Source organism: Erythrobacter dokdonensis DSW-74, assembly GCF_001677335.1.
In the GTDB taxonomy this organism is placed as follows: domain Bacteria; phylum Pseudomonadota; class Alphaproteobacteria; order Sphingomonadales; family Sphingomonadaceae; genus Erythrobacter; species Erythrobacter dokdonensis.
The window spans coordinates 300,479-320,601 of record NZ_LZYB01000003.1; the positions used below are offsets into that span (position 1 = coordinate 300,479).

The following is a 20,123-nucleotide window of genomic DNA, read 5'->3' on the forward strand; positions in this document are numbered from 1 at the left end:
GGCTGTCTCCGTTCAGGTTCCCGGGGTCAGATGCGCGTCGGCAATTGCCACGGCCAGCGCGTCAGCGGCATCGTTGCCGGAGATGGCGATGCCCGGCAGCAGCACCTTCACCATGGCCGCGACCTGCACCTTTTCCGCCCCGCCGGTGCCGGTGACGGCCTTCTTGACCAGCCGCGCGGCATGTTCGTTCACAGGCACGCCGGCAGCACCGCAAGCCGACAGCACCGCGCCGCGCGCCTGAGCCAGCTTCAGGGTCGTCTGGGGATTCTTGTTGACGAAAATCTCCTCGGCGGCGGCGCGGGCGGGACGGTATTCCGCGATCACCGTTGCCAGCCCGTTCTGGAGCGCCGCCAGCCGTTCGGTCATTGGCGCGCCCGGATCAGTCTTGATCTGGCCGTTGCCGACATGGCTGATGCGTGCACCCTCGGCCCGGATCACGCCCCAGCCGGTGCATGCCAAGGAGGGGTCGAGGCCGAGAATGATCAGCCCAGCTTCTCCATCACCTCGTCGGAGATTTCATAGTTCCCCCAGACCGTCTGCACGTCGTCATCATCGTCGAGCGTGTCGATCAGTTTCATCAGCGTGCCTGCTGTCGCTTCGTCGACATCGACGCTCAGCACCGGCTTCCACGCGAGCTTCACATTGTCGGCTGCACCCAGCGCGGCTTCAAGAGCGCTGGCGACACCGTGAAGCGCATCGGCGGCGGTCCAGATGGTGTGGCCGTCTTCGGAGGATTCGACATCATCCGCGCCCGCTTCGATCGCGGCTTCGAGCACTTTTTCCTCGTCGCCTACCTCGGCCTTGTACTCGATCAGCCCCCGCCGCTCGAAACCATGGCTCACCGAGCCTTCGCTGCCGAGGTTGCCGCCGTTCTTGCTGAAGGCGGTGCGGACATTGGTTGCGGTGCGGTTGCGGTTGTCGGTCAGCGCCTCGACGATCAGCGCGACGCCGCCCGGACCATAGCCTTCATAGCGGATCTCGACATAGTCCTCGCCGCCGGCCTGGCTTGCCTTGTCGATCGCGCGCTGGATGTTGTCCTTGGGCATCGACTGCGCCTTGGCGGCGTTGACCGCGAGTCGCAGGCGCGGGTTCATGTCGGGATCGGGCAGGCCCATCTTGGCCGCCACCGTGATCTCGCGGCTCAGCTTGGAGAACATAGCCGAGCGTTTCTTGTCCTGCGCACCCTTGCGGTGCATGATGTTCTTGAACTTGGAATGGCCTGCCATTGGACGAACTTCACCGGGATGATGGAAAACTAGGCGGGGGCCTTACTCCGAGCGCAAAGGCGGATGCAAGGCCGCTCGTGGCGGGGAGCATGAGGCTGCGCGAACGGCTTGTGGATGTCGGCCGCTTCATGGTGCGCCCCACGCCCGCCATTGCGCCTATGCCCTGGGGCCGCGGCCTGCTGGCGGCCTTGCTGGTGGTTTTCCTGTTCGACCTCGCGCTCGACAAGACGGTGGTCGAACTGACCGCGCTGCTCGATGCGGGGGCGGGGTTCCTCCCCGATCCGGTCGAGGAGGAAACCACGCTGGCCGAGGATCTGTTTTCCTATCTCCTGCTCGCCCCGGTGGTGGAGGAACTGGTCTATCGCGGCTGGCTGACGGGCCGCATGGCGGCGCTGAGGTTCGCGCTTTACGGCTTTGCGGCAGAGGCGTTCTTCGTCGCGGCCCTGTTCGTAGGCGAGGAGAAGGGGATGCCGCTGGCGCTGGCGGGCGTAGGTCTGGCGCTGGTGGGGTTGATCCACTGGGGGCTCACGCGTGAGCGCGACACGGCGGTGCCCGACTGGTTCACCCGCCATTTCCACTGGTTCGTATGGGGCAGCACGTTGCTCTTCGGCCTTATGCACCTCGGCAATTACGAGCCGCTGACGCACCAGCTTGGCGTGCTGGTGGTCCTGCCCCAGACGATCGGCGGATTGCTGCTCGCCTATAGCCGCACCCGGCTCGGCCTGCGGGCGGCGATGCTGCATCACGCCGCCTACAATGCGCTGTTTCTCGCCAGCGATTACGGCTGGTGGTGAGGGGCCGTCAGACCCGCACCGCCGTGCCGCTGGCGCTGACCATCAGCATCGAGCCATTGGCGCCGATCACCTCGTAATCAAGGTCGATGCCCACCACGGCATTGCCGCCCAGCGATGCCGCTTCGGCCTGCAATTCCTCGATCGCCTGCTTGCGTGCATCGGCGAGGATGCGTTCATAGCTGCCCGACCGCCCGCCGACGATGTCGCGGATATTGGCGAACAGGTCGCGGAACAGGTTCGCGCCGACGATCACCTCGCCGGTGACGATGCCGCAATATTCCTGAATCGGGTGGCCTTCGATTGTCGGGGTGGTGGTGACGGTGACGCCGCGCGCGTCTTTCCATGGGCCGGGCATTCGTAGTCCTCCTCAAGTGGTGTCCTATTCATGTAAGACACTACACTGTGGCGCGCAAGCTAATCGAGCGGGCAGAGCACTTCGCCTTTGGCATAACGCACCGCCCAATCGACCAAGTCGGCTCTCGCGGGATCGATCCGACAATCGGGAGTAACGCCGTTTCCTGCGATAACCTGACCTGATGGGCGGCGCGTCACTGCCGTTACCAGCGTAAAAGCGTAATGCCGCCCAATCGGATAGACCGAACGGATCAGCGACTGGCCGCTCGTTTGCACCCCGAGGATTCGCGCGCGGCCGTTGTCCTGCAGGCTCGCGGCGAGAATTTCTCCGCCTTGCGTCGTTCTCTCGCTCACCAGCACCACTATCGGCAAACCATTCGTCGCATCCGGAAGGCGGGCGCTGTAACGCGCATTTTCGCGTGGCGAGCGGCCGACCGTTTCGACAATGATGCCCGATGACAGAAACAGGTCTGCTAGCTCCGCAAGTTCAGGAAGCGCCCCGCCCGTGTCGTCGCGCAGGTCCAGAACCACGGCACGCGCTGGGCGGTAATTCTCAATCACCTTCCGCCATTCCTGCGTTGGGAGCTGGCCATAGCCGTTCGCGATGCGCAGGACGATGCGGTCATCTGTCACGCTAAGCGCGCAGCACTCGCGAGCGCGTTCACCGGGTGCTTGTGCCGAGAGCGCATCAAGGCTTTCCGGCCCGATGAGCTCGTTGCCCTGACCGAGCGCCTCGAGCAGCGCCTGCGTCAAATCATGGGCGTATAGGGCGTGATCCTCGCTCGAGGAAGCGCGACTTACGCAATTCCACACAGCGCCGGTAATTCCGGCGAGGCTTTCGCGGAACGCCGGATTTTCGTCGGCTTCGTCCAGGCACTGGTCAAAGCGCGGGCGATCAAGTTCCAGCGCACGAGACTTCTGGATCAAGGCGTTCTCCAACATCGCCCGATCAGGCTCGACCGCATAAGCACGCTCAATCCGTGCCCCAAGGTGTGCGAAATTCTGCGGTTCAAACGGTCGGTCTTGCGATGATTGTGCTGTCGCCGGAAAGCCGCCACATAAACCGGCCAGAACCAACGCAAGGTGAAGGATTTTCATCACCCCATACCGAGCGCGTTCTTGTAGGTTTCCAGCACCATTTCCTGCTCGCTGCGATCGTCAGGCTTCATCTTCCGAAGGCGCACGATCTGGCGCATGATCTTGGGATCATAGCCCACCGCCTTGGCCTCCATGTAGACGTCGCGGATATCGTCGGCGATGCCCTTCTTTTCTTCTTCGAGGCGTTCGATGCGCTCGATCAGAAGGCGCAGGCGGTCATCGGTGGCGTCAGCCATTTGGGGGTCTCCATCGCAAAACGAGAATCGGTTGGCAGGGGCGATAGCCAGAGCCCCGCGCCGATTGAACACCTTGCGAAAATTAATCCTGTGCGTTCTTCGCCACGCTCTCGGCCATCCGCGCCAGTTGCTCCTCGGTCGCGGGGGTCTGGCGGGTCGCCTTCCATTCGGAGCTCGGCATTCCGTGGACAAGAGTGCGTGCCTGCTCCTTGTCGCCGGGGTAGCCCGCCTCACGGATCCAGTCGGCCAGGCAGTTGCGGCAGAACCCCGCCAGCCCCATCAGGTCGATGTTCTGGGCATCGTGGCGGTGGCGCAGGTGGCGCACCAGCCGGCGGAAGGCAGCAGCGGCCTGGGCGTCGTCGAGGGCATCGAGCGGATCGGCATTGCTATTCATCGCGGCTTTTCCTTGAGTTGAAAAACGGCTGTGCCATAGGCCGCACCAACGAGGGATAGCCAAAAATGACACGACGCGAGCAACCGAGGATCGACCCGCGCGGGCGCAAGGTCAAGATTCTCGCCACGATCGGCCCCGCGAGCCGCTCGCCGGAGATGCTCGCGCGGCTGGTGCGCGCCGGGGCCGATGCCTTCCGCCTCAACATGAGCCACGGGGCCCATGCCGATCACGAGGCGGCGATCCACGCCATCCGTGCGCTGGAAAAGCAATATGCCAAGCCGATTGCGATCCTTGCCGACCTGCAGGGGCCAAAGCTGCGAGTCGGCACCTTCAGGGACGGACAGGCAGTGATCCGCCATTCGGGCCATTTCGTGCTCGACCGGGACGAGACGCCGGGCGACGAAAACCGCGTCTGCCTGCCGCATCCCGAACTGTTCGGGATCATGGAGCGCGGCCAGCGGCTGCTGATCAACGACGGCAAGATCCGGCTGAAGGTGCTTGAAGCGGACGAAAACCGCATCCTGTGCAGCGCCGAAGTGGGCGGGGTGATTTCCGATCGCAAGGGCGTGAACGTGCCCGACGCCGAGGTGCCGATCCCCGCGCTGACCGACAAGGACCGCCGCGACCTTGCCTTCGCCACCGAGCATGGCGCGGACTGGATTGCATTGAGTTTCGTGCAGCGGCCTGAGGATATCGCCGAGGCGCGCAAGCTGATCGGATCGCGCCACACGGCACTGTGCGCCAAGATCGAAAAGCCACAGGCGGTCCACCGGCTCGATGCGATCATCGAACTGGCTGACGGGATCATGGTGGCGCGCGGCGACCTTGGGGTGGAACTCGAACCCTTCGAGGTGCCGCCGCTCCAGAAGAAGATCGTCGCCACCGCGCGCCGCGCGGGCAAGCCGGTGATCGTGGCGACCCAGATGCTCGAATCGATGATCGAGGCGCCGACCCCGACCCGCGCCGAAGTCTCCGACGTCGCCAATGCGGTCTATGACGGTGCCGATGCGGTGATGCTGTCGGCCGAAAGTGCGGCCGGTGCCTGGCCCGAAGAATCGGTCGCCATGATGGACCGCATCGCCGTGCAGGTCGAAAACGACGAAGGCTACAAGGAACGGGTGCGGTTTCTCGATACGCCGCCCGATGCCACCACCTCCGATGCGCTCGCCCATGCCTGCATGACCATTGCCGATACCGTGCCGATCAGCGCCATCACGGTGTTCACCTCGTCGGGCTCGACTGCGCGGCGGGTCGCGCGGGAACGGCCGGGCACGCCGATGTTAGTGCTTACCCCTTCGACCCGCACCGCGCGGCGGCTGGCGCTGCTGTGGGGCGCGCATGCGGTGGCGACCAAGGACATCGGCAGTTTTGAGGAAATGATCGGCAAGGGTCGTCGCATGGCGCTGCGCCACGGCTTTGCCCAAGCCGGGGCCAAGCTCATCGTGCTCGCCGGCGTGCCCTTTGGAACCCCCGGCGCGACCAATCTGCTCCACGTCGTGACCGTGACCGGCGACGAGCTGGACAAGCACAGGGCCTAGTCTGCCAAGCGCGCGCCTGATAACCTTCATCTGCGCCGGCAGGTTCCGGCGCTTGCCGAGGGAGGATGGCATGAGACTGGCGATTATCGGACTGGCCGCTGTCGGTCTGGCGGGTTGTGCAACCATGGGAGACGATGGTGGTCCCGGTAGCGGGCCGATGCCGATGATGTGCAATGCCGAAAAGGTGCAGTCTTATGTCGGCAAGCAGGCCAATGCGGATACCGGCGCGACGATCCTCAAGCAAAGCGGTGCGCGCACTCTTCGCTGGGGCCCGCCCAATGCGGCGTGGACGATGGATTACCGGCAGGATCGTGTGAACGTGCAGTATGATGCCGGCATGACGATCGGGCAGATCACCTGCGGATGAGCGGGCGGCAGCGGGCGACCTCGGGTTCGCCCTATGAAGCGACCTTCGGCTTTGCCCGCGCGGTGCGGGAAGGCAATCGCATCATCGTTGCCGGAACGGGGCCGGTCGAGCCTGACGGTTCGACGACGCCCGGCGGCGCTGCCGAGCAGGCCGAGCGGTGCTGCACGACCATTCTTGCGGCAATCGAGCAACTTGGCGGTAGCGCGGCCGACGTGGTGCGCACCCGGATGCTGCTGACCGACCCTGCGGATCAGGACGCGGTCGGCGCGGTCCATGCGCGCTTTTTCGGTGCGGCCCGCCCGGCAGCGACCATGGCCGGCGTCGCATGGCTGTGCCGCCCGGAATGGAAGGTGGAGATCGAGGCCGAGGCGGTTGTTGGTTCCGATCAGGCGTGAGCCAGCCGTTCTTCGACCAAGCGGACCAACGCCTCGAGATCCGATAGCGCGTCCAGCTCAGCCGCGCTCACCAGCACCTTCGGCACGGCGCCATCCTGTTCCAGCAGAATCGCGGGTAGGGGGATCGCGAGATCGGGAAAAGCCAGCGAAAAATCATCGCGGTGGTGGAACACCTTGTCCTGCGGCAGGCCCGCGAGGAACTGTCGCCAGCGGCGATGCATTGACACATAGCCGTATGTCAGCGCGCACAGCGAACAAGGATAAGTCGCAGGTCGCGCCACCTTCCAGACCGCGTCCTTCAATGCGTTCAGCCAGCCGCCGTCGGCATTGTAGACAAGGGTCAGGCGGCTTTCAGAGCGGTTCATGCCGCTAGATACGCACGCGCGCGCCATGCAGGTTACGAAATTCGCAAGCTGCCTAGCAAAAATCCTCACGCAGCATTGCCGCGCCAGCCTTTTCCAACCCCGCAAAGCCCGTTAGAGGCCTTGGCTATGCACGGACAGTTTCAACTCACCGAAGACCAGCTGGCGATCCGCGAGGTCGCCCAGCGCTTCACCGCCGACAACATCACCCCCAACGCCGCCGAATGGGACGAGAAACATATCTTCCCCCGCGACGTCATCCAGAAGAGCGCCGAGCTCGGCTTCGGGGCGATCTACGTGTCCGAGGAATCGGGCGGGATCGGCCTCGGGCGGCTTGAGGCGGCGCTCATCATGGAGGCGATGGCCTATGGTTGCCCCTCCACATCCGCCTTCATCTCGATCCACAACATGGCCGCCTGGATGATCGACCGCTTCGGCGCGGAGGCAGTGAAGGCGAAGTACCTGCCCAGCCTCGTCACCATGGAGAAAATCGCCAGCTATTGCCTGACCGAGCCAGGCTCGGGCTCGGACGCGGCGGCGCTCAAGACCACTGCGCGCCGGGATGGCGATCATTATGTGCTGAACGGCACCAAGCAGTTCATCTCCGGCGCGGGCGCGAACGAAATCTATGTCGCGATGGTGCGCACCGGCGAGGATGGCCCCAAGGGCATTTCCTGCATCGTGATCGAGAAGGACATGCCCGGCGTCAGCTTCGGCGCGCAGGAAAAGAAGCTAGGCTGGCACTCCCAGCCGACCGCGCAGCTGATCCTTGAAGACGTGCGGGTGCCGGCAGAAAACCTCGTTGGCGGCGAGGGCGAGGGTTTCCGGATCGCGATGATGGGACTGGATGGCGGGCGGCTGAATATCGGTGCCTGTTCGCTCGGCGGGGCGCAAAGGTGCCTTGATGAAGCGATCCAGTACACCAAGGATCGCAAGCAGTTCGGTCAGGCCGTTGCCGAGTTCCAGAACACCCAGTTCATGCTCGCCGACATGGCGACTGATCTGGAGGCGGCGCGGGCGCTGCTCTATCTCGCCGCGGCCAAGGTCACCGACAACGCGCCTGACAAGACCCGCTTTTCCGCCATGGCCAAGCGGCTCGCGACCGACAATGGCAGTGCCGTGGTCGACCGCGCGCTGCAATTGTTCGGCGGTTACGGCTACCTTCAGGATTATCCCATCGAACGCTTCTGGCGCGATCTCAGGGTGCACTCGATCCTTGAGGGCACCAACCAGATCATGCGCATGGTCGTGGGCCGGGATTTGCTGCGCCAGTGAGCGCGGGGCGAGGGGAAGAAAATGACTGACGAGGTCCTTATCCGCAGCAATGGCCCGATCGGCCATATCAGCCTCAACCGCCCCAAAGCATTGCATGCGCTGACGCTCGACATGTGTCATGCCATGAGCGCGGCGCTGAGCGAATGGGCGGCGGACGACAGCATCAAGGCGGTAATCCTCGATCATGCCGAGGGGCGCGGCTTCTGCGCGGGCGGGGATATCGCCTTCCTGCGCAATTCGGCGCTCAATGACGGCGGCGTGTCGGGTCGGAAGTTCTTCCACGACGAGTACCAGCTCAATCACCAGATGTTCACCTATCCCAAGCCGATCGTCGCCTTCATGGATGGCATCACGATGGGCGGCGGCGTGGGCATTTCGCAGCCGGCCAAGTTCCGGGTGGCGACCGAAAATACCCGCTTCGCCATGCCCGAAACCGGGATCGGTCTGTTTCCCGATGTCGGCGGCGGCTGGTATCTCTCGCGGCTCGGCGGGCGGCTGGGGCAGTTCCTCGCGCTCACCGGTGCGCGGCTTGACGGTTCGGAGTGCCTGTGGACGGGCCTTGCCACCCATTACGTGCCGCACGAGATGCTTGAAGACATCAAGGCGCGCATCCATGATCACCCTGACCGGATCGCTGGCATCCTGTCCGAACCCGTCGGCACCCCGCCCAAGGCCCGGATCGAAGCCAATGCCGACAGGATCGCCAAGCACTTCGCCTCCGACGCTTACGAGGATATCCTCGCCAGCCTCGAAGCCGCAGCCGACGCTGACGACGACTGGGCAATGAAGGAGCGCGACTCGCTCGGCACCAAGAGCCCCCAGACCTGCAAGGTCGCGCTGCGCCAGCTGGCGACCAGCGTGCAGCTGAGCGATTTCGCCGACAACATGGCGATGGAATACCGCATCGCCAGCCGTGTGCTGACCCGCCCCGACTTTGCCGAAGGCGTGCGGGCGGTGATCGTCGACAAGACCAATGACCCCAAATGGGATCCGGCCACCCCTGAGGAAGTGAGCGAGGCGCTGCTCGACAGCATCTTCGCGCCTCTGTCCGCCGATGAGGAATGGAAACCCCTATGACCTATGAAACCATCACCGCCGAAACCGATGCTCACGGCACCAAGGGCGTCACGCTGCTGACGATCAACCGCCCGCAGGCGCTGAACGCGCTGAATTCCAAGGTGCTGGAAGAGCTGATTGACGCCTTTGCCGCCTATCAGGCCGATGCGACGCAGCTGTGCGCGATCCTCACGGGTAGCGGCGACAAAGCCTTCGCGGCGGGCGCCGACATCAAGGAGATGAGCGAGAAGCCGGCGGCGGACTTCTACCTCGACGATTTCTTCAGCCCCTGGACCAGCGAGATCGTCAAGAAGACGCGCAAGCCGTGGATCGCTGCCGTGAACGGCTTTGCGTTGGGCGGCGGGTGCGAGCTGGCGATGATGGCAGACTTCATCATCGCTTCGGACAAGGCGAAGTTCGGCCAGCCCGAGATCAAGCTCGGCGTGGCCCCCGGCATGGGCGGTTCGCAGCGGCTGACGCGGGCGATCGGCAAGTCCAAGTCGATGGAAATGTGCCTCACCGGCCGGATGATGGGTGCCGAAGAGGCCGAGCGCAGCAACCTCGTCGCCCGCGTGGTGCCGCATGACGAGCTGATCGCCGAAACGCTCAAGACCGCCGCTACCATCGCCGCGATGCCGCCGATGGCCACCATTGCGAACAAGGAAATGGTGAACTCGGCCTTCGAGATGACGCTCGATCAGGGCCTCATCGTCGAGCGCCGGATCTTCCAGATTCTTACCGCCTCCGAGGACAAGGCCGAAGGCATGGCAGCCTTCATCGAGAAGCGCGAGGGGCAGTGGAAGGGGCGGTAGGCCCACCACAAGGGGAAGAGAGAGACCTATGAAAATCGCCTTTATCGGCCTTGGCAACATGGGCGGCGGGATGGCCGCTAACCTTGTTAAGGCAGGCCATGAAGTCCGCGCCTTTGACCTCAGCGAAGCCGCGCTTGCCGCCGCGCGCGAGGCGGGGTGTGCGACCTTCGCTACCGCCAGGGAAGCCTGCGCAGGTGCCGAAGCGGTCGTCTCGATGCTGCCCAACGGGGCGATCGTCAAACAGGTCTATTGGGACGACGTCATCGGCCACGCGCCCGAAGGCGCGATCCTGCTCGATTGCTCGACCATCGACGTTGCCACCGCGCGCGAGGTGATCGAAGTGACCGAGGCGCATGGCTACCAGATGGTCGATGCACCGGTCTCGGGCGGGATCGCCGCGGCCAATGGCGGGACGCTGACTTTCATGGTGGGGGGGAGCGACGAAGCCTTCGCCCGCGCGCAGCCGATCCTTGCCGCGATGGGAAAGGCGGTGATCCATGCCGGTGCGGCGGGCAATGGTCAGGCGGCCAAGATCTGCAACAATATGCTGCTGGCAATCCACATGATCGGCACCTGCGAGGCCTTTGCCATGGCGCAGAAGCTGGGCCTCGATCCGCAGACCTTCTACGACATTTCCAGCGTGTCGAGCGGCCAGAACTGGTCGATGACCTCCTATTGCCCGGTCCCCGGCGTTGGTCCCAAGACCCCTGCCGACAACGACTATCAGGGCGGGTTTGCTGCCGGACTGATGCTGAAAGATCTCAAGCTGGCGATGGAAGCGGCGCAGGCTGCGGGCGCGAAGGTCGAACTGGGCGATCACGCTCGCGCGATCTATGAAGCCTTCGCCCGGGACAATGCCGCGACGGACTTTTCCGGCATCATCCGCACCCTTTGACCATGCATCCCGGCGCTCAGGCGCCGAGCTGCGGGCAATCCTCGAGCGCGGCATCTGCGACTCGGTCGGCCGATGCCGCGTCGGTCTGCCGCAGCGCTTTGAGCGTCTGTGACAGGATGGCGCAGTCGAACTGGGTACCCCGAGCCATGCTCGCGGTGGCGATGTCGGCAAAGGCGGCAGGCGTCATGACCTGGATGCCGCGGCGCAGGAAGGTATTGTGCCAGCGGTCAGTCCCGTTGATGATGTCGACCAGCGTCCGCTGGCCGGGACCATTGGTCTGGTCAAGAACCGCTGGGGCCAGCTCCTGCAACAGGCCGTTCGGGGTGGCTCTGCGCAGAAACAGCGCAGCAAAGCGGCGTGCTGCCTCGGGCTCGTCGCCAGCGGCGAGGGCGAGACGCAGAACCGCTTCCTGAGCAATCGGCTCGCGCCAGCCGCGCTGGGCGGCAATCTGGATCGTCATCCCGGCCTGCTCTGCCTGGCCGGCCTTGGTCTGGGCCACTGCGAGCAAGGTCAGATGTTCGGCCGGAACCGGGCGGCGCCGAACCAGCCGCTTCGCCTCTTCGAGCGCCTTGGCTGTATCCGTGCTCTCCGCGGCGGCGGCGGCAATGCGGGGCTGGGCGTAGTTCCGTAGCGGCTGCGGAATCGTCGGGGCGAGCGACGGGGTCATGTCGGCCTGCCGGTCGATCTGGAGGAAGGCGGTTAACACCGCAAACGCCAGCAGGCTCGCCAGCCAGGTCAATCGGCCGATCATGCTGGCACCTTCCGCTGATCTGAGGCAATCCGTGCCAGCAGCAATAGGGCAAAACCGGCAAAGGCAAGGACAGTCTGGTTGCGCAACGGATAGTCTGTGATCGATTGCAGCGCGATCGCGAGCAGGAAAGAGCTTCCGGCCCAGGCCGCCCAGCGTTGCGAGGACAGTCGCGCGCGCCAGCTCAGCCAGCCCACCAGCACGATCCAGAAGGCGGCAAGCACCAGCCCGGCCAGACCCGATTCTATCGCCAGTTCAAGGTAATCATTATGCGCCCGGCCCGCGGTGCGCTGGGTCAGGTTCTCCAGCGATTCGTCAACCTGGAACACCTCGTCGAAGGTGCCTGTGCCGGCGCCCACCGGCCAGTAACGCGTGGCGGCATAGGTCGCGTCGTCCCAGATGTAGCGTCGCGGATCGTCTCTGGCTTCAAATCGCTCGAAGGCTTCACCGATCCGGCCGGGGGCAGCGACGACCAATCCGGTTCCCCCCAGGGCCAGCAAGGCAAGGGCGCCGATGACGATAGCCAGCGGACGCTGGCCGCCTTTGGCCGCTGCGGCGCGACGTTCGCGCAAGGCCCACCACAGGGCCTTGATCCCTGCCAATCCAAGTGGAATGGCCGCAAGCGCCATTGCGGTGCGTGACTTGGTCAGGATGATGGCGAGCACCAGCAGCGCACACAGCACCGCTCGCACCAGCGGAACAGCGGGATGCGGTCGCGGTGCCGGCAGCAGGGCTGCCAACGCCAGTGCAAACCCGAGCAGTAACCCGGTCGAGTTGCGATTGGCGAAGGTACCGAGCAGAACCTTTCCCGGACTGCGCGCTCCAAAAAGAGTGCCGCTGTCGCTGGCGGCTCCGAGCTGCGCGAGGCCGAAAAGCACTGTCACGAGCCCCAGACCGGCAGCCATCCAGCCAAGCGTAATGAGACGATCACGCGGCAGGCTCCAGCCGATCGCGAGCACCGTCAACGGGGTCACCAGGGCCGTCACCGCGAGCGCGGTGCGCAGCGGATTGACGCTCATGGCCTGCCAGCCATTGCCGTCGGTCATCTCCAGCGAGCGCGCTACGAGTTCGCGGCCCGGCAATGCGGTCCACATAGCGGCAGGCAGCGGAATGATCTGCAGTAGCGGCAGGAGCAGCGACAGGCCGATCAACATCCGGAGAGGCAGAGGACTGGTACGCCAGAATTGCAGAACGGCGGCGCGATGCGGAACCAAGGCTGCGACGGCCGTCAGCTGTACGAGCAGATTGGCTAGGCCCTGACGACTACCTCCACCACCAAGCGCGAAGGCCACCAGCAGCACAGCGGCGATGGTGAAGAAGGGTATCCGTTGTGCGAGGCTTTTGTCCAAAGTCGAGCCTTTGGTCCTGATTAGGCGCTGTCGTGTTGCAGCATTTCGCCGCAAATGAAAAGGCCCGGCACTAGGTACCGGGCCTTTTCATCGTGCCCTTGGGCTTTCAATAACAGATCCCGATCAAGTGCCGGGCGACTGACCGTCGTCATCGGAATTGGAAGCCAGAATAATGCCGCCGATGATCGCAGCGCTAGCGAGCAGAAGGAGAATGATGCTGGTCCCGCTCTTGGCCGACTCGCCTTTCGCCTCACGGCCGAGGCCGGGTGCGGAAGCTGTGCTGTAGACAGCGTTGCTGTCTCCGGCGCGAGTGTTAGCCTGCGCAGCAATAGGGGTCACCACCATTGTCGCGGCGGCAGCGGCCATCATCATGCGGGAGGCAAGCTTCATCATCTTAGAGCCCTCTTGAACCTGAATGCGGAAAGATACGTACTGCACTGCGGCAAGATTGGCAACCATCTCTAGGAAAAAAAGGTAAACGCGTGGTTTGCCTCGTCGCGCCTATCGGTCCGAAACCGGAGTCGAGCCAGCCCGCTTTGTTTGCTTGGGGTCGGGCGCCTCCTCCGAACTCACCGAACTGCTGCGACCGGTATTCGTGGCAAGCACGCTGTTGGCAAGCAGCGGCTCATAAGGACTTATATCTCCTCCGCTTACCAATTTCCCGTCATGTACCAGCCAGGCATGGGCACCGAAGCCACTTTCGGACGACCGTTGCACGCCGATCTGGATTTCGCTGGCAAGACCGGCGGAACCCAGCCAGTTCTGTCCGGCGATCGCCTGAACGAGGCAGTCGCTGCGCCAAGGCAATCGCGCGGATAACCGCGGAAGAACATAGGCGATGCGCGCAATATGTGACGGTTCCGGCACGACTTGGGCTCTCGCCTGTGCTTCCGCGCGCTCGTTTCGGAGCTTGATATCGCGTGCTTCCAGGCGTGCGAAAACGATTCGGGCGCGAACCAGCTCCGCCAGTCCCCTCGCACAATAGGCGGGCAGCCAGCCAAGGTCCCGAAGGCGTGGTCCGGACCCTTCCGGCGGGATCGGCGATGGTTGCGGGGCAGACATTGTCCGCCTAATGCCACAGCCGCAGCCAGCGGGCCAACCCTTGGCGGAATTGCGGCGTCGGAAAGGGGGTAAGCGGATTGACGGGAATTGCCGCCATCTTCTCGCCCGACCCGGTCAGTAGCGATCAGTTGGGACGAATGGTCGAAGGCCTGTCGCCGCGACGACACGATGCCACAGCGATGCTGGTCAAGGGTTCCCTGGGGCTCGCCGCCTGTGTTCTGCACACCACGACCGAATCGCGCGAAGCCGCGCAGCCTCTGGCCAACGAGAATGGCGGTCTGGCCATTGCGTTCGACGGTTTTCTGGCAAACTGGGAGGAGCTGCGCAGCGATCTCCTGTCCCGCGGTGCTATCCTGCGCAATCGCTCCGATGCCGAACTGGTGCTGCGTGCCTACGAGACATGGGGCGAGGCGTGTGTTGGCCATTGCGACGGCGAGTTTGCTTTCGTCATTGCCGATTGGCGGCGCCAGCGGCTCTTCGGTGCCCGCGATCACCTCGGCCTGAAGCCATTGTTTCACTACCGCGACGGCGACCGCCTGCTTCTCGCCTCCGACATCGCTGCCATCATCACAGCGCTTGATCGCAAGCCTGAGCCCAATTTCGGTTTTCTTGCCAGCCTTATGGCGGGCGAGCTCTACAATGCCGAACAAACAGCTTGGCAGGATCTTGAGTCGCTGGCCCATGCGCATTGGCTCAGTTGCGACGGCGCGCGATTTGTGACCAGGCGCTACTATGAACTCCCCACCGAGGTCCCGATCCGTTACCGCACAGATGCGGAATATGCCGAGCGGCACCGCTGGGAACTGTTCGATGCGGTACGAAGGTCGTCGCGCTCCTGCGCGCCGCTGGCAATCGAGGTAAGCGGCGGGCTCGATTCCTCGGCCATTTTCGCGGCGGTAGATCACCTTCACCGTCAGGGCGAACTGCTCGCCCCCGATTTTTCCGGCTATACCCTTGTCGGCGAGGAAGGGACGCCCTCCTATGAAGTCCCCTATGCACGGGCCGTGGCGGACCATATTGCTCGGCGCGTTGAGGAAGTGCCGATTTTCCATCCGCCATGCGATTGGTACGTGGAGCAATCACGAACCGACCAGGAATTGCCGCCGCCCAGCAATGGCGCGATGTCGTTCGAACTTGAACGCTGTGCCTCCGAAAATGGTGCCCGTGTGCTGGTTACGGGACTCGGCGGAGACGAGTGGCTTGGCGGATCGAGAAGCTACTTTCGGGATTTTGCCGCGCGTCGCGATGGGGCAGGGTTCATGCGCGCGCTGCGGGAGGATGTGGCGGTCCATGGCTGGCAGAATACTCTCCCGTTAGCGGCGCGGGGGGGAGTCTCCGGCTTGCTGCCCTCGACCTTGCGTCGGGGCATCAGGGCGCTCTTGAATCGGGACAAGACGAGCGCGCCAGTCGCCCCTGCTTGGCTCAAGCCACACCTGCGCGATCAGGTGGCGGAACTGGCCGCGCATTATCGCGAATCCTTGCCCGATAATCCGGACCTGCGTGAGCGCCGGCTCCGTTTCGCCTACCCTTGGTCGCTTTACAGCCGGGCAACGATGCTGCGTCAGCCCGCCAGCAACGGCCTTGAGCTGCGCTTTCCGTTCCTGTCGCGGCAATTCGTCGAGTTCAGCGCCGCGACGCCCGAATATGCCCGCATGCGCCGGGGCATCAACAAATACACTCATCGCCTTGCGATGCGGGGATTTCTGCCGGACATCGTAATCGAGCGCGACACCAAGGCGGCCTTCGATTTCGACGACACGAACCGGATGATGTGCTCCTACATCACTGGGGTCGGCGCTCAGGTCCTCGATGACCTGGTGAACCACGATTGCTTTGTCAGGCAATTTGGCGAGAGAGTCGAGACAACGGTTGACGCGAGTTTAACTTGGCAGATATATGGCACTTACGCAGCCGCGTGTTTTTTGGAGCACGCGCATTAGACTAGCCGTTAAGGCATCCTGTCCTACGTTGATCGGAGACTTGGAATGAATAAGCCCGAAGCGAAAGCGGAATACAAGGCGCCGCGGCTTGAAGTGTTTGGATCGGTTCGTAATCTTACCGGCGGAAGCAGTGGCACTATCCGTGACGGCGGACGCTCGCGCCGTTCCTGACCCGGTCATTTCAGGTTTCGATGGCGGCCCCGCTCCCAGAGCGGGGCTGTTTGCGTTTTCGGAGCAGCTTGCCTGAACAACTGGAAGGCTGAGTTCACTAGGTGATTCGCCTCGATCCCGCTCCTGCACGTTTGCAAGCGCCGCTTTCCAGCCCCCCATATGACAGCTGGATAACGCCCGCGGGCGAGGTGATGGCCGAGTTCCGGCGCCTGCCTGAAGGGTTCCTCATCCGCTTCCCTGGTGAAGCGGATTTCGAAGTTTCGTTGGCGGCGGAGATAGTCCGCTGCTGTCCGACACCCGAGGCCGATCCGCAGCATATCGATAACCTCTACCGCAATTCCATCCTGCCGATGCTCGGCAACCATTGCGGCGGTCTTTTTCTGCATGGCAGCTCCGTGGCAATCGATGGCCGTGCCGTAGCATTCCTTGGCCTTTCCCGCAGCGGAAAGACCACACTGGCCGCTGCTCTTGCCAAGCACGGTTACCCTTTGCTGACCGAGGATGTGATCGAACTGGTTGCTTCGCCCGAGGGCTATGACCTGCAACCGAAAAGCGCATCGGTCCGTCTTTTTGCTGATAGCGCGGCCTTTATTCTGGGCGATCATGCAATGTCCGCGGATCCGGTTCGCAAGCATAGCGTGTCTGCCGAAGCAGGGCTTGCATTCCGCAGCCAGCCGGCACCTCTCTCCCACATGTACCTGCTCGGCAATGACCCCGATGCCCCCCTGCATTGCGAGCGTCTCTCCCCGCCGGCGGCGCTCAAGCAGATGTTGCTTCACTCCTTCATTCTTGATGTAGAGGACCGGCAGAGGCTCAATGCGCATTTCTGTCGCATTGCGGACCTCTCCGAAAGAATACCGTGTTCCGCGCTTGACTACCCGCGCAGATATTCCGAACTGGCCAGCGTTCTCGAAGTGATCGTCAAGGGATCGGACTCGCCTGGGGGTAGTGATGCAAGCCGATGAAAGTTTTGTGGTGTCAACCGATGTCGTCTCGCGCGAGGTAGCGGGAGAAATGGTGCTGCTCGATTTATCCAGTGGGCAGTATTTCGGCCTTAATGAAGTCGGCAGCAGAGTCTGGAGCCGCCTGACGCAGGGGGCTTGCTCCATTCGCGATCTGAGCCTTCTTGTCGAATCCGAGTTTGCGGCCCCTTACGAACAGATCGAGCAGGATGTACTGGTGCTTGCCCGTGACCTTCTTGAACGCGATCTTATCCGACCTGCCTAACCCGGCTCTGGCGCCTGACCACCGAGGCGAAGGTCGGTGGCATCGAGCACCCTGTCGGCAAGGGCAAGGCTTGCGGGCCGATGCGAGATTATGATCACTGTGCGGCCTTTCAGGGCACCAATGCAGGCTTCGACAAAGGCCGCCTCGCTGTCGAGGTCGTACATGCTGGTCGCTTCGTCGAGGATGTAGATCGGCGGATCGCGCAGCAAGGCGCGGGCAAGGGCAATGCGCTGGCGCTGGCCGCCGGACAGCCGCACTCCGTGATCGCCGACCCTGGTGGAAAGCCCGTGTGGCAGGCGGTCGATGAATTCCGATGCCTGGGCCAGATCGATTGCTCGCTTCAGCGCAACCGGATCGGGATCCGTCGCGTCGAAGGCGATGTTTTGCGCTATAGTCCCGTTGAATAGCAGGGGCTGCTGCGGCACGTAGCCGAACTGACGCCTGAGATCTTGTATCTGCAGGTCAGAAATATCGATCCCGTCGAGCGTTATGCGGCCGGAATCGATTTCGTAAAAGCGCAGCAACAGGCGAACCAGCGTGGACTTCCCCAGTCCGTTCTCGCCGGTCAGTGCGACGATCTGTCCCGGTGCGATCGAAAGATTTAGTCCGTCGAAAATCGTGGGGCGACCGGGATAGGCGAATTTGACGTTCTCCAAGCGGATCGCGCCCTGCGCTCGACCCAACCGAACGGTCCCGGCGTAACCATCCTCGATCGGTTTTGAGAGCACGTTCTCGAGCCGTGCCAGCGTCCCGCGCGCAATCTGGAATGCGCCGTAGGTTTCTGCCAGTCCGCCCACCGGACGGGTAAGCAGCGCTGCATAGAGCAGGAAGGTAAAGACTTCGCCGGGAGTGCGTCCCCCGTTATCGATCTGCCCGTTGCCGGCGACGAGGATGGCAATCGCCGCGATCGCCGCTGCTAGCGCGAGGGCCGGTCCGAGCACCGCAGCCAGGCGGGCCTGAGCCACGGCCAGGACGCGCGCCTTTTCGATCGCTTCGCCGTATCGCTGCTGGAAGCTGTCCTCGGTAGCGAAAGCCTTTGTCGCTGAAATCATCTCCAGATCGCTTTCCGCCAGCATGATGAGATCGGTTTCGGCCTTGCGGAAGCGACGAGACGCATTGCGCAATCGGCGACCGAACAATCTGGCGAGAATGAAGAAGACCGGTACGATGATGGGCACGATCAATCCGATCGTGGGATCGATCAGGAAGAGCAGCAGGGATGCTCCGGCCGCAGTCATGATCATGGCCGGCACGTTGGCCAGTGTCGCCGTGAGGAACCGGCTGAGATTCTCGACCTCATAGGTCATCAATGCAAGGAGATCTCCGCTGCGGCTATGATCGTGAAATGACAGGGGCATCGCCTGGATATGGGCATAGACCTCGCGGCGAAGGCCGGCGAGGATCCGGCCCGAAGCATGTTCCGACAGCACCGCAACGACAATATTGATGATCGCCAGAGTTACGAGCGCGGTCAGCAGCAGCGCGACAGTCGGATAGAGATCATCGCCGACATCTCCGACAACACCGGCAAGGAAGTTGCCGGCAAGCCAGGGGATTGCCAGAGCCGCCAGCGAACTGAGCAGCGAAAGGCCGCTGAGCGTCGCGATCTCGCCGATGAACGGGCGCGCCCTGTTCCAAAGCAAGTTCAGGTTCACGAGACACCCGGCTCCATGTTCGGCATGCGAAAGCTGCTTTCCTAACCGTTCCGGCCAAAACGCAAAAGCGCAGAGGCCGATTGCAGCAGGCGCCACGTATACAACGCAACGTTCGGCCAGTGCCGCTTGTCGGGAAAGCGGTCCTCCAACACGTCGCGTTCCGGGAAGACTTGCCGCAGCACGAGGCCGCGCCGGATCCCCCAATCAGGAGCAGCCGCAAAATCCTGTCTGAACCTCTGAAAGTTCGATTGCTGCGCCAGATACCGGGACACCGGGCCTTCGGCCGTTTCTGCAGACAGGGAATCGATACACCTGTCGGGAATGCCCGTTCCCAGGCGATCGCGAGCAAATAGCAGTCCGGCAAGAACCGTCCCGGCAGCACCGCTCCTGTGTGAGATATCGCTCAGCAGGGACCAGTCACTCGCGTCGAGACGGGCACACATGAGGTCGAGATCTACTGCCCAGATCAGTCTTTCGGAATCGAAAACTCTCTCGCCCTCAATGTGATATCCTAACATGTTGTGCGCCTGACGATTGATGCAAATCATGAGGATATTGTCGACAAGCCCAAGGCTGCGCGCATTCGCCGATAGCCGGGGCAGAGCGATGGTACGCGTCTCGAAGCCGTTTTGCGCGAGCGCGGCAGCCAGCGTCGTTGATGAGCTCATTGCCCAATGGACATCAACCTCGTGCGTGAACCCGCCTTGCGCATCCACGACCCATGCTTCCTGAAGCCCAAAATGGTGTCCGCGGGGACGGAATCCGAGCGCCCGCAGGCAGCGACGTGCGTTGTCCCGTTCGGCACCAGCAAGGACAATGTCGGTATCGCCGCGCCTGCGCATCGCCGGATCATCGTAGCAGGAGTAGGCGATGGCCGTGCCCTTCATGAGCAGCGGTTCGAAACCCCGCGCATGCAGCGCCTCAACCAGTTGCGCCACGCGCTGGCCATGGCTGATTTCCCACAATGCCTGCAGTCGGGCTTGTTCGAGGATGCTCTCTTGAAGGACCCTTGGCAGACTGTCTGGCATGCTGCCCGCGAGCAGTAACGCGATCCCATGAAAGTCGATCCGCGAAATGACTTCCGCCTGGGCGCCGTCGAGCTCTTGCGACCAGGGCGGGCAATCGCTTCCGCGAAGTGTGGCTCGCACACAGTCGGCAAGGAACCTGTC

General features: G+C 63.2%; 25 protein-coding genes. 12 read left to right on the forward strand and 13 right to left on the reverse strand.

Annotation, left to right across the window (positions count from 1 at the left end):
* Nucleotides 1-12: 12 nt before the first annotated feature.
* Nucleotides 13-486, reverse strand: coding sequence for a crossover junction endodeoxyribonuclease RuvC (ruvC, locus tag I603_RS07785; protein WP_068863781.1), 474 nt, complete (start codon nucleotides 484-486; stop codon nucleotides 13-15).
* Nucleotides 483-1,226: a YebC/PmpR family DNA-binding transcriptional regulator gene (locus I603_RS07790; RefSeq protein WP_068863782.1), complete on the reverse strand. Its 744-nt coding sequence runs from the start codon at nucleotides 1,224-1,226 to the stop codon at nucleotides 483-485. Before I603_RS07790 ends, ruvC begins: the two co-directional genes overlap by 4 nt.
* A gap of 89 nt (nucleotides 1,227-1,315) precedes the next feature.
* On the opposite strand from I603_RS07790, the gene I603_RS07795 reads away from it, so the two are divergent.
* Nucleotides 1,316-2,020, forward strand: coding sequence for a CPBP family glutamic-type intramembrane protease (locus tag I603_RS07795; RefSeq protein ID WP_068863784.1), 705 nt, complete (start codon nucleotides 1,316-1,318; stop codon nucleotides 2,018-2,020).
* A gap of 7 nt (nucleotides 2,021-2,027) precedes the next feature.
* On the opposite strand, the gene I603_RS07800 is transcribed toward I603_RS07795, so the two are convergent.
* The 4 genes from I603_RS07800 to I603_RS07815 all read right to left on the reverse strand — a co-directional run bounded on the left by I603_RS07800 (nucleotide 2,028) and on the right by I603_RS07815 (nucleotide 4,102).
* A complete protein-coding gene (locus I603_RS07800) occupies nucleotides 2,028-2,375 on the reverse strand; it encodes a heavy metal-binding domain-containing protein (protein WP_068863786.1) in 348 nt (115 codons plus the stop codon).
* A 59-nt stretch (nucleotides 2,376-2,434) separates the two neighbouring features.
* On the reverse strand, nucleotides 2,435-3,472 hold the full coding sequence (locus I603_RS07805) for a S41 family peptidase (protein ID WP_084439968.1): 1,038 nt from the start codon (nucleotides 3,470-3,472) through the stop codon (nucleotides 2,435-2,437).
* The gene (locus I603_RS07810) at nucleotides 3,472-3,708 is read right to left on the reverse strand and encodes a DUF2312 domain-containing protein (protein ID WP_068863789.1); all 237 of its coding nucleotides are present in this window, start codon (nucleotides 3,706-3,708) and stop codon (nucleotides 3,472-3,474) included. The genes I603_RS07805 and I603_RS07810 overlap by 1 nt, the downstream gene beginning before the upstream one ends.
* Before the next feature lie 82 nt (nucleotides 3,709-3,790).
* On the reverse strand, nucleotides 3,791-4,102 hold the full coding sequence (locus tag I603_RS07815) for a DUF1244 domain-containing protein (protein WP_068863791.1): 312 nt from the start codon (nucleotides 4,100-4,102) through the stop codon (nucleotides 3,791-3,793).
* A 65-nt stretch (nucleotides 4,103-4,167) separates the two neighbouring features.
* Between I603_RS07815 and pyk the strand changes: the two genes are divergently transcribed.
* The 3 genes from pyk (at nucleotide 4,168) to I603_RS07830 (ending at nucleotide 6,402) form a co-directional block, all read left to right on the forward strand.
* On the forward strand, nucleotides 4,168-5,640 hold the full coding sequence (gene pyk, locus I603_RS07820; protein ID WP_068863793.1) for a pyruvate kinase: 1,473 nt from the start codon (nucleotides 4,168-4,170) through the stop codon (nucleotides 5,638-5,640).
* 70 nt (nucleotides 5,641-5,710) lie between these two features.
* Complete coding sequence (locus I603_RS07825) at nucleotides 5,711-6,007, forward strand: I78 family peptidase inhibitor (RefSeq protein WP_084439969.1); 297 nt, start codon at nucleotides 5,711-5,713, stop codon at nucleotides 6,005-6,007.
* A complete protein-coding gene (locus I603_RS07830) occupies nucleotides 6,004-6,402 on the forward strand; it encodes a RidA family protein (protein WP_068863795.1) in 399 nt (132 codons plus the stop codon). The genes I603_RS07825 and I603_RS07830 overlap by 4 nt, the downstream gene beginning before the upstream one ends.
* Here the strand turns inward: I603_RS07830 and I603_RS07835 are convergent.
* The gene (locus I603_RS07835) at nucleotides 6,393-6,767 is read right to left on the reverse strand and encodes a hypothetical protein (RefSeq protein ID WP_068863797.1); all 375 of its coding nucleotides are present in this window, start codon (nucleotides 6,765-6,767) and stop codon (nucleotides 6,393-6,395) included. The genes I603_RS07830 and I603_RS07835 overlap by 10 nt on opposite strands.
* A gap of 126 nt (nucleotides 6,768-6,893) precedes the next feature.
* Here I603_RS07835 and I603_RS07840 point away from each other — a divergent pair, with 126 nt between their 5' ends.
* Genes I603_RS07840 through mmsB form a run of 4 tightly spaced genes read left to right on the forward strand, consistent with a single transcriptional unit; the run spans nucleotide 6,894 to nucleotide 10,802 of the window.
* Nucleotides 6,894-8,039, forward strand: a complete 1,146-nt coding sequence (locus tag I603_RS07840) for an acyl-CoA dehydrogenase family protein (RefSeq protein WP_068863799.1) — start codon at nucleotides 6,894-6,896, stop codon at nucleotides 8,037-8,039.
* Between the two features lie 21 nt (nucleotides 8,040-8,060).
* On the forward strand, nucleotides 8,061-9,116 hold the full coding sequence (locus tag I603_RS07845) for an enoyl-CoA hydratase/isomerase family protein (protein ID WP_068863801.1): 1,056 nt from the start codon (nucleotides 8,061-8,063) through the stop codon (nucleotides 9,114-9,116).
* The gene (locus tag I603_RS07850) at nucleotides 9,113-9,907 is read left to right on the forward strand and encodes an enoyl-CoA hydratase-related protein (protein ID WP_068863803.1); all 795 of its coding nucleotides are present in this window, start codon (nucleotides 9,113-9,115) and stop codon (nucleotides 9,905-9,907) included. The genes I603_RS07845 and I603_RS07850 overlap by 4 nt, the downstream gene beginning before the upstream one ends.
* Before the next feature lie 28 nt (nucleotides 9,908-9,935).
* Nucleotides 9,936-10,802, forward strand: coding sequence for a 3-hydroxyisobutyrate dehydrogenase (gene mmsB / locus I603_RS07855; RefSeq protein WP_068863804.1), 867 nt, complete (start codon nucleotides 9,936-9,938; stop codon nucleotides 10,800-10,802).
* Between the two features lie 16 nt (nucleotides 10,803-10,818).
* Here the strand turns inward: mmsB and I603_RS07860 are convergent, their stop codons facing one another.
* The 4 genes from I603_RS07860 to I603_RS14270 all read right to left on the reverse strand — a co-directional run bounded on the left by I603_RS07860 (nucleotide 10,819) and on the right by I603_RS14270 (nucleotide 13,961).
* A complete protein-coding gene (locus I603_RS07860) occupies nucleotides 10,819-11,553 on the reverse strand; it encodes a hypothetical protein (protein ID WP_068863806.1) in 735 nt (244 codons plus the stop codon).
* Nucleotides 11,550-12,899, reverse strand: a complete 1,350-nt coding sequence (locus I603_RS07865) for an O-antigen ligase family protein (RefSeq protein WP_143736677.1) — start codon at nucleotides 12,897-12,899, stop codon at nucleotides 11,550-11,552. Before I603_RS07865 ends, I603_RS07860 begins: the two co-directional genes overlap by 4 nt.
* A gap of 123 nt (nucleotides 12,900-13,022) precedes the next feature.
* Nucleotides 13,023-13,292 carry a hypothetical protein gene (locus tag I603_RS07870; RefSeq protein WP_143736676.1) on the reverse strand — a complete coding sequence of 90 codons (270 nt, stop codon included), beginning with the start codon at nucleotides 13,290-13,292 and terminating at the stop codon, nucleotides 13,023-13,025.
* A gap of 108 nt (nucleotides 13,293-13,400) precedes the next feature.
* Nucleotides 13,401-13,961, reverse strand: a complete 561-nt coding sequence (locus I603_RS14270) for a lasso peptide biosynthesis B2 protein (RefSeq protein ID WP_084439970.1) — start codon at nucleotides 13,959-13,961, stop codon at nucleotides 13,401-13,403.
* A 77-nt stretch (nucleotides 13,962-14,038) separates the two neighbouring features.
* On the opposite strand from I603_RS14270, the gene I603_RS07875 reads away from it, so the two are divergent.
* The 4 genes from I603_RS07875 to I603_RS07885 all read left to right on the forward strand — a co-directional run bounded on the left by I603_RS07875 (nucleotide 14,039) and on the right by I603_RS07885 (nucleotide 17,299).
* Complete coding sequence (locus I603_RS07875) at nucleotides 14,039-15,901, forward strand: asparagine synthetase B family protein (protein ID WP_086621729.1); 1,863 nt, start codon at nucleotides 14,039-14,041, stop codon at nucleotides 15,899-15,901.
* Between the two features lie 45 nt (nucleotides 15,902-15,946).
* Nucleotides 15,947-16,072 (forward strand): lasso RiPP family leader peptide-containing protein, encoded by a 126-nt coding sequence (locus I603_RS14925; RefSeq protein ID WP_143736675.1) that lies wholly within the window; start codon nucleotides 15,947-15,949, stop codon nucleotides 16,070-16,072.
* A 101-nt stretch (nucleotides 16,073-16,173) separates the two neighbouring features.
* Nucleotides 16,174-17,037: a hypothetical protein gene (locus I603_RS07880; RefSeq protein ID WP_143736674.1), complete on the forward strand. Its 864-nt coding sequence runs from the start codon at nucleotides 16,174-16,176 to the stop codon at nucleotides 17,035-17,037.
* Nucleotides 17,024-17,299 carry a PqqD family protein gene (locus I603_RS07885; RefSeq protein WP_068863816.1) on the forward strand — a complete coding sequence of 92 codons (276 nt, stop codon included), beginning with the start codon at nucleotides 17,024-17,026 and terminating at the stop codon, nucleotides 17,297-17,299. The genes I603_RS07880 and I603_RS07885 overlap by 14 nt, the downstream gene beginning before the upstream one ends.
* Here the strand turns inward: I603_RS07885 and I603_RS07890 are convergent.
* On the reverse strand, nucleotides 17,296-18,954 hold the full coding sequence (locus I603_RS07890) for an ABC transporter ATP-binding protein (protein ID WP_068863818.1): 1,659 nt from the start codon (nucleotides 18,952-18,954) through the stop codon (nucleotides 17,296-17,298). The two genes, I603_RS07885 and I603_RS07890, sit on opposite strands and share 4 nt — an antisense overlap.
* Before the next feature lie 41 nt (nucleotides 18,955-18,995).
* On the reverse strand, nucleotides 18,996-20,102 hold the full coding sequence (locus tag I603_RS07895; RefSeq protein WP_158093627.1) for a nucleotidyltransferase family protein: 1,107 nt from the start codon (nucleotides 20,100-20,102) through the stop codon (nucleotides 18,996-18,998).
* Between the last annotated feature and the right edge of the window lie 21 nt (nucleotides 20,103-20,123).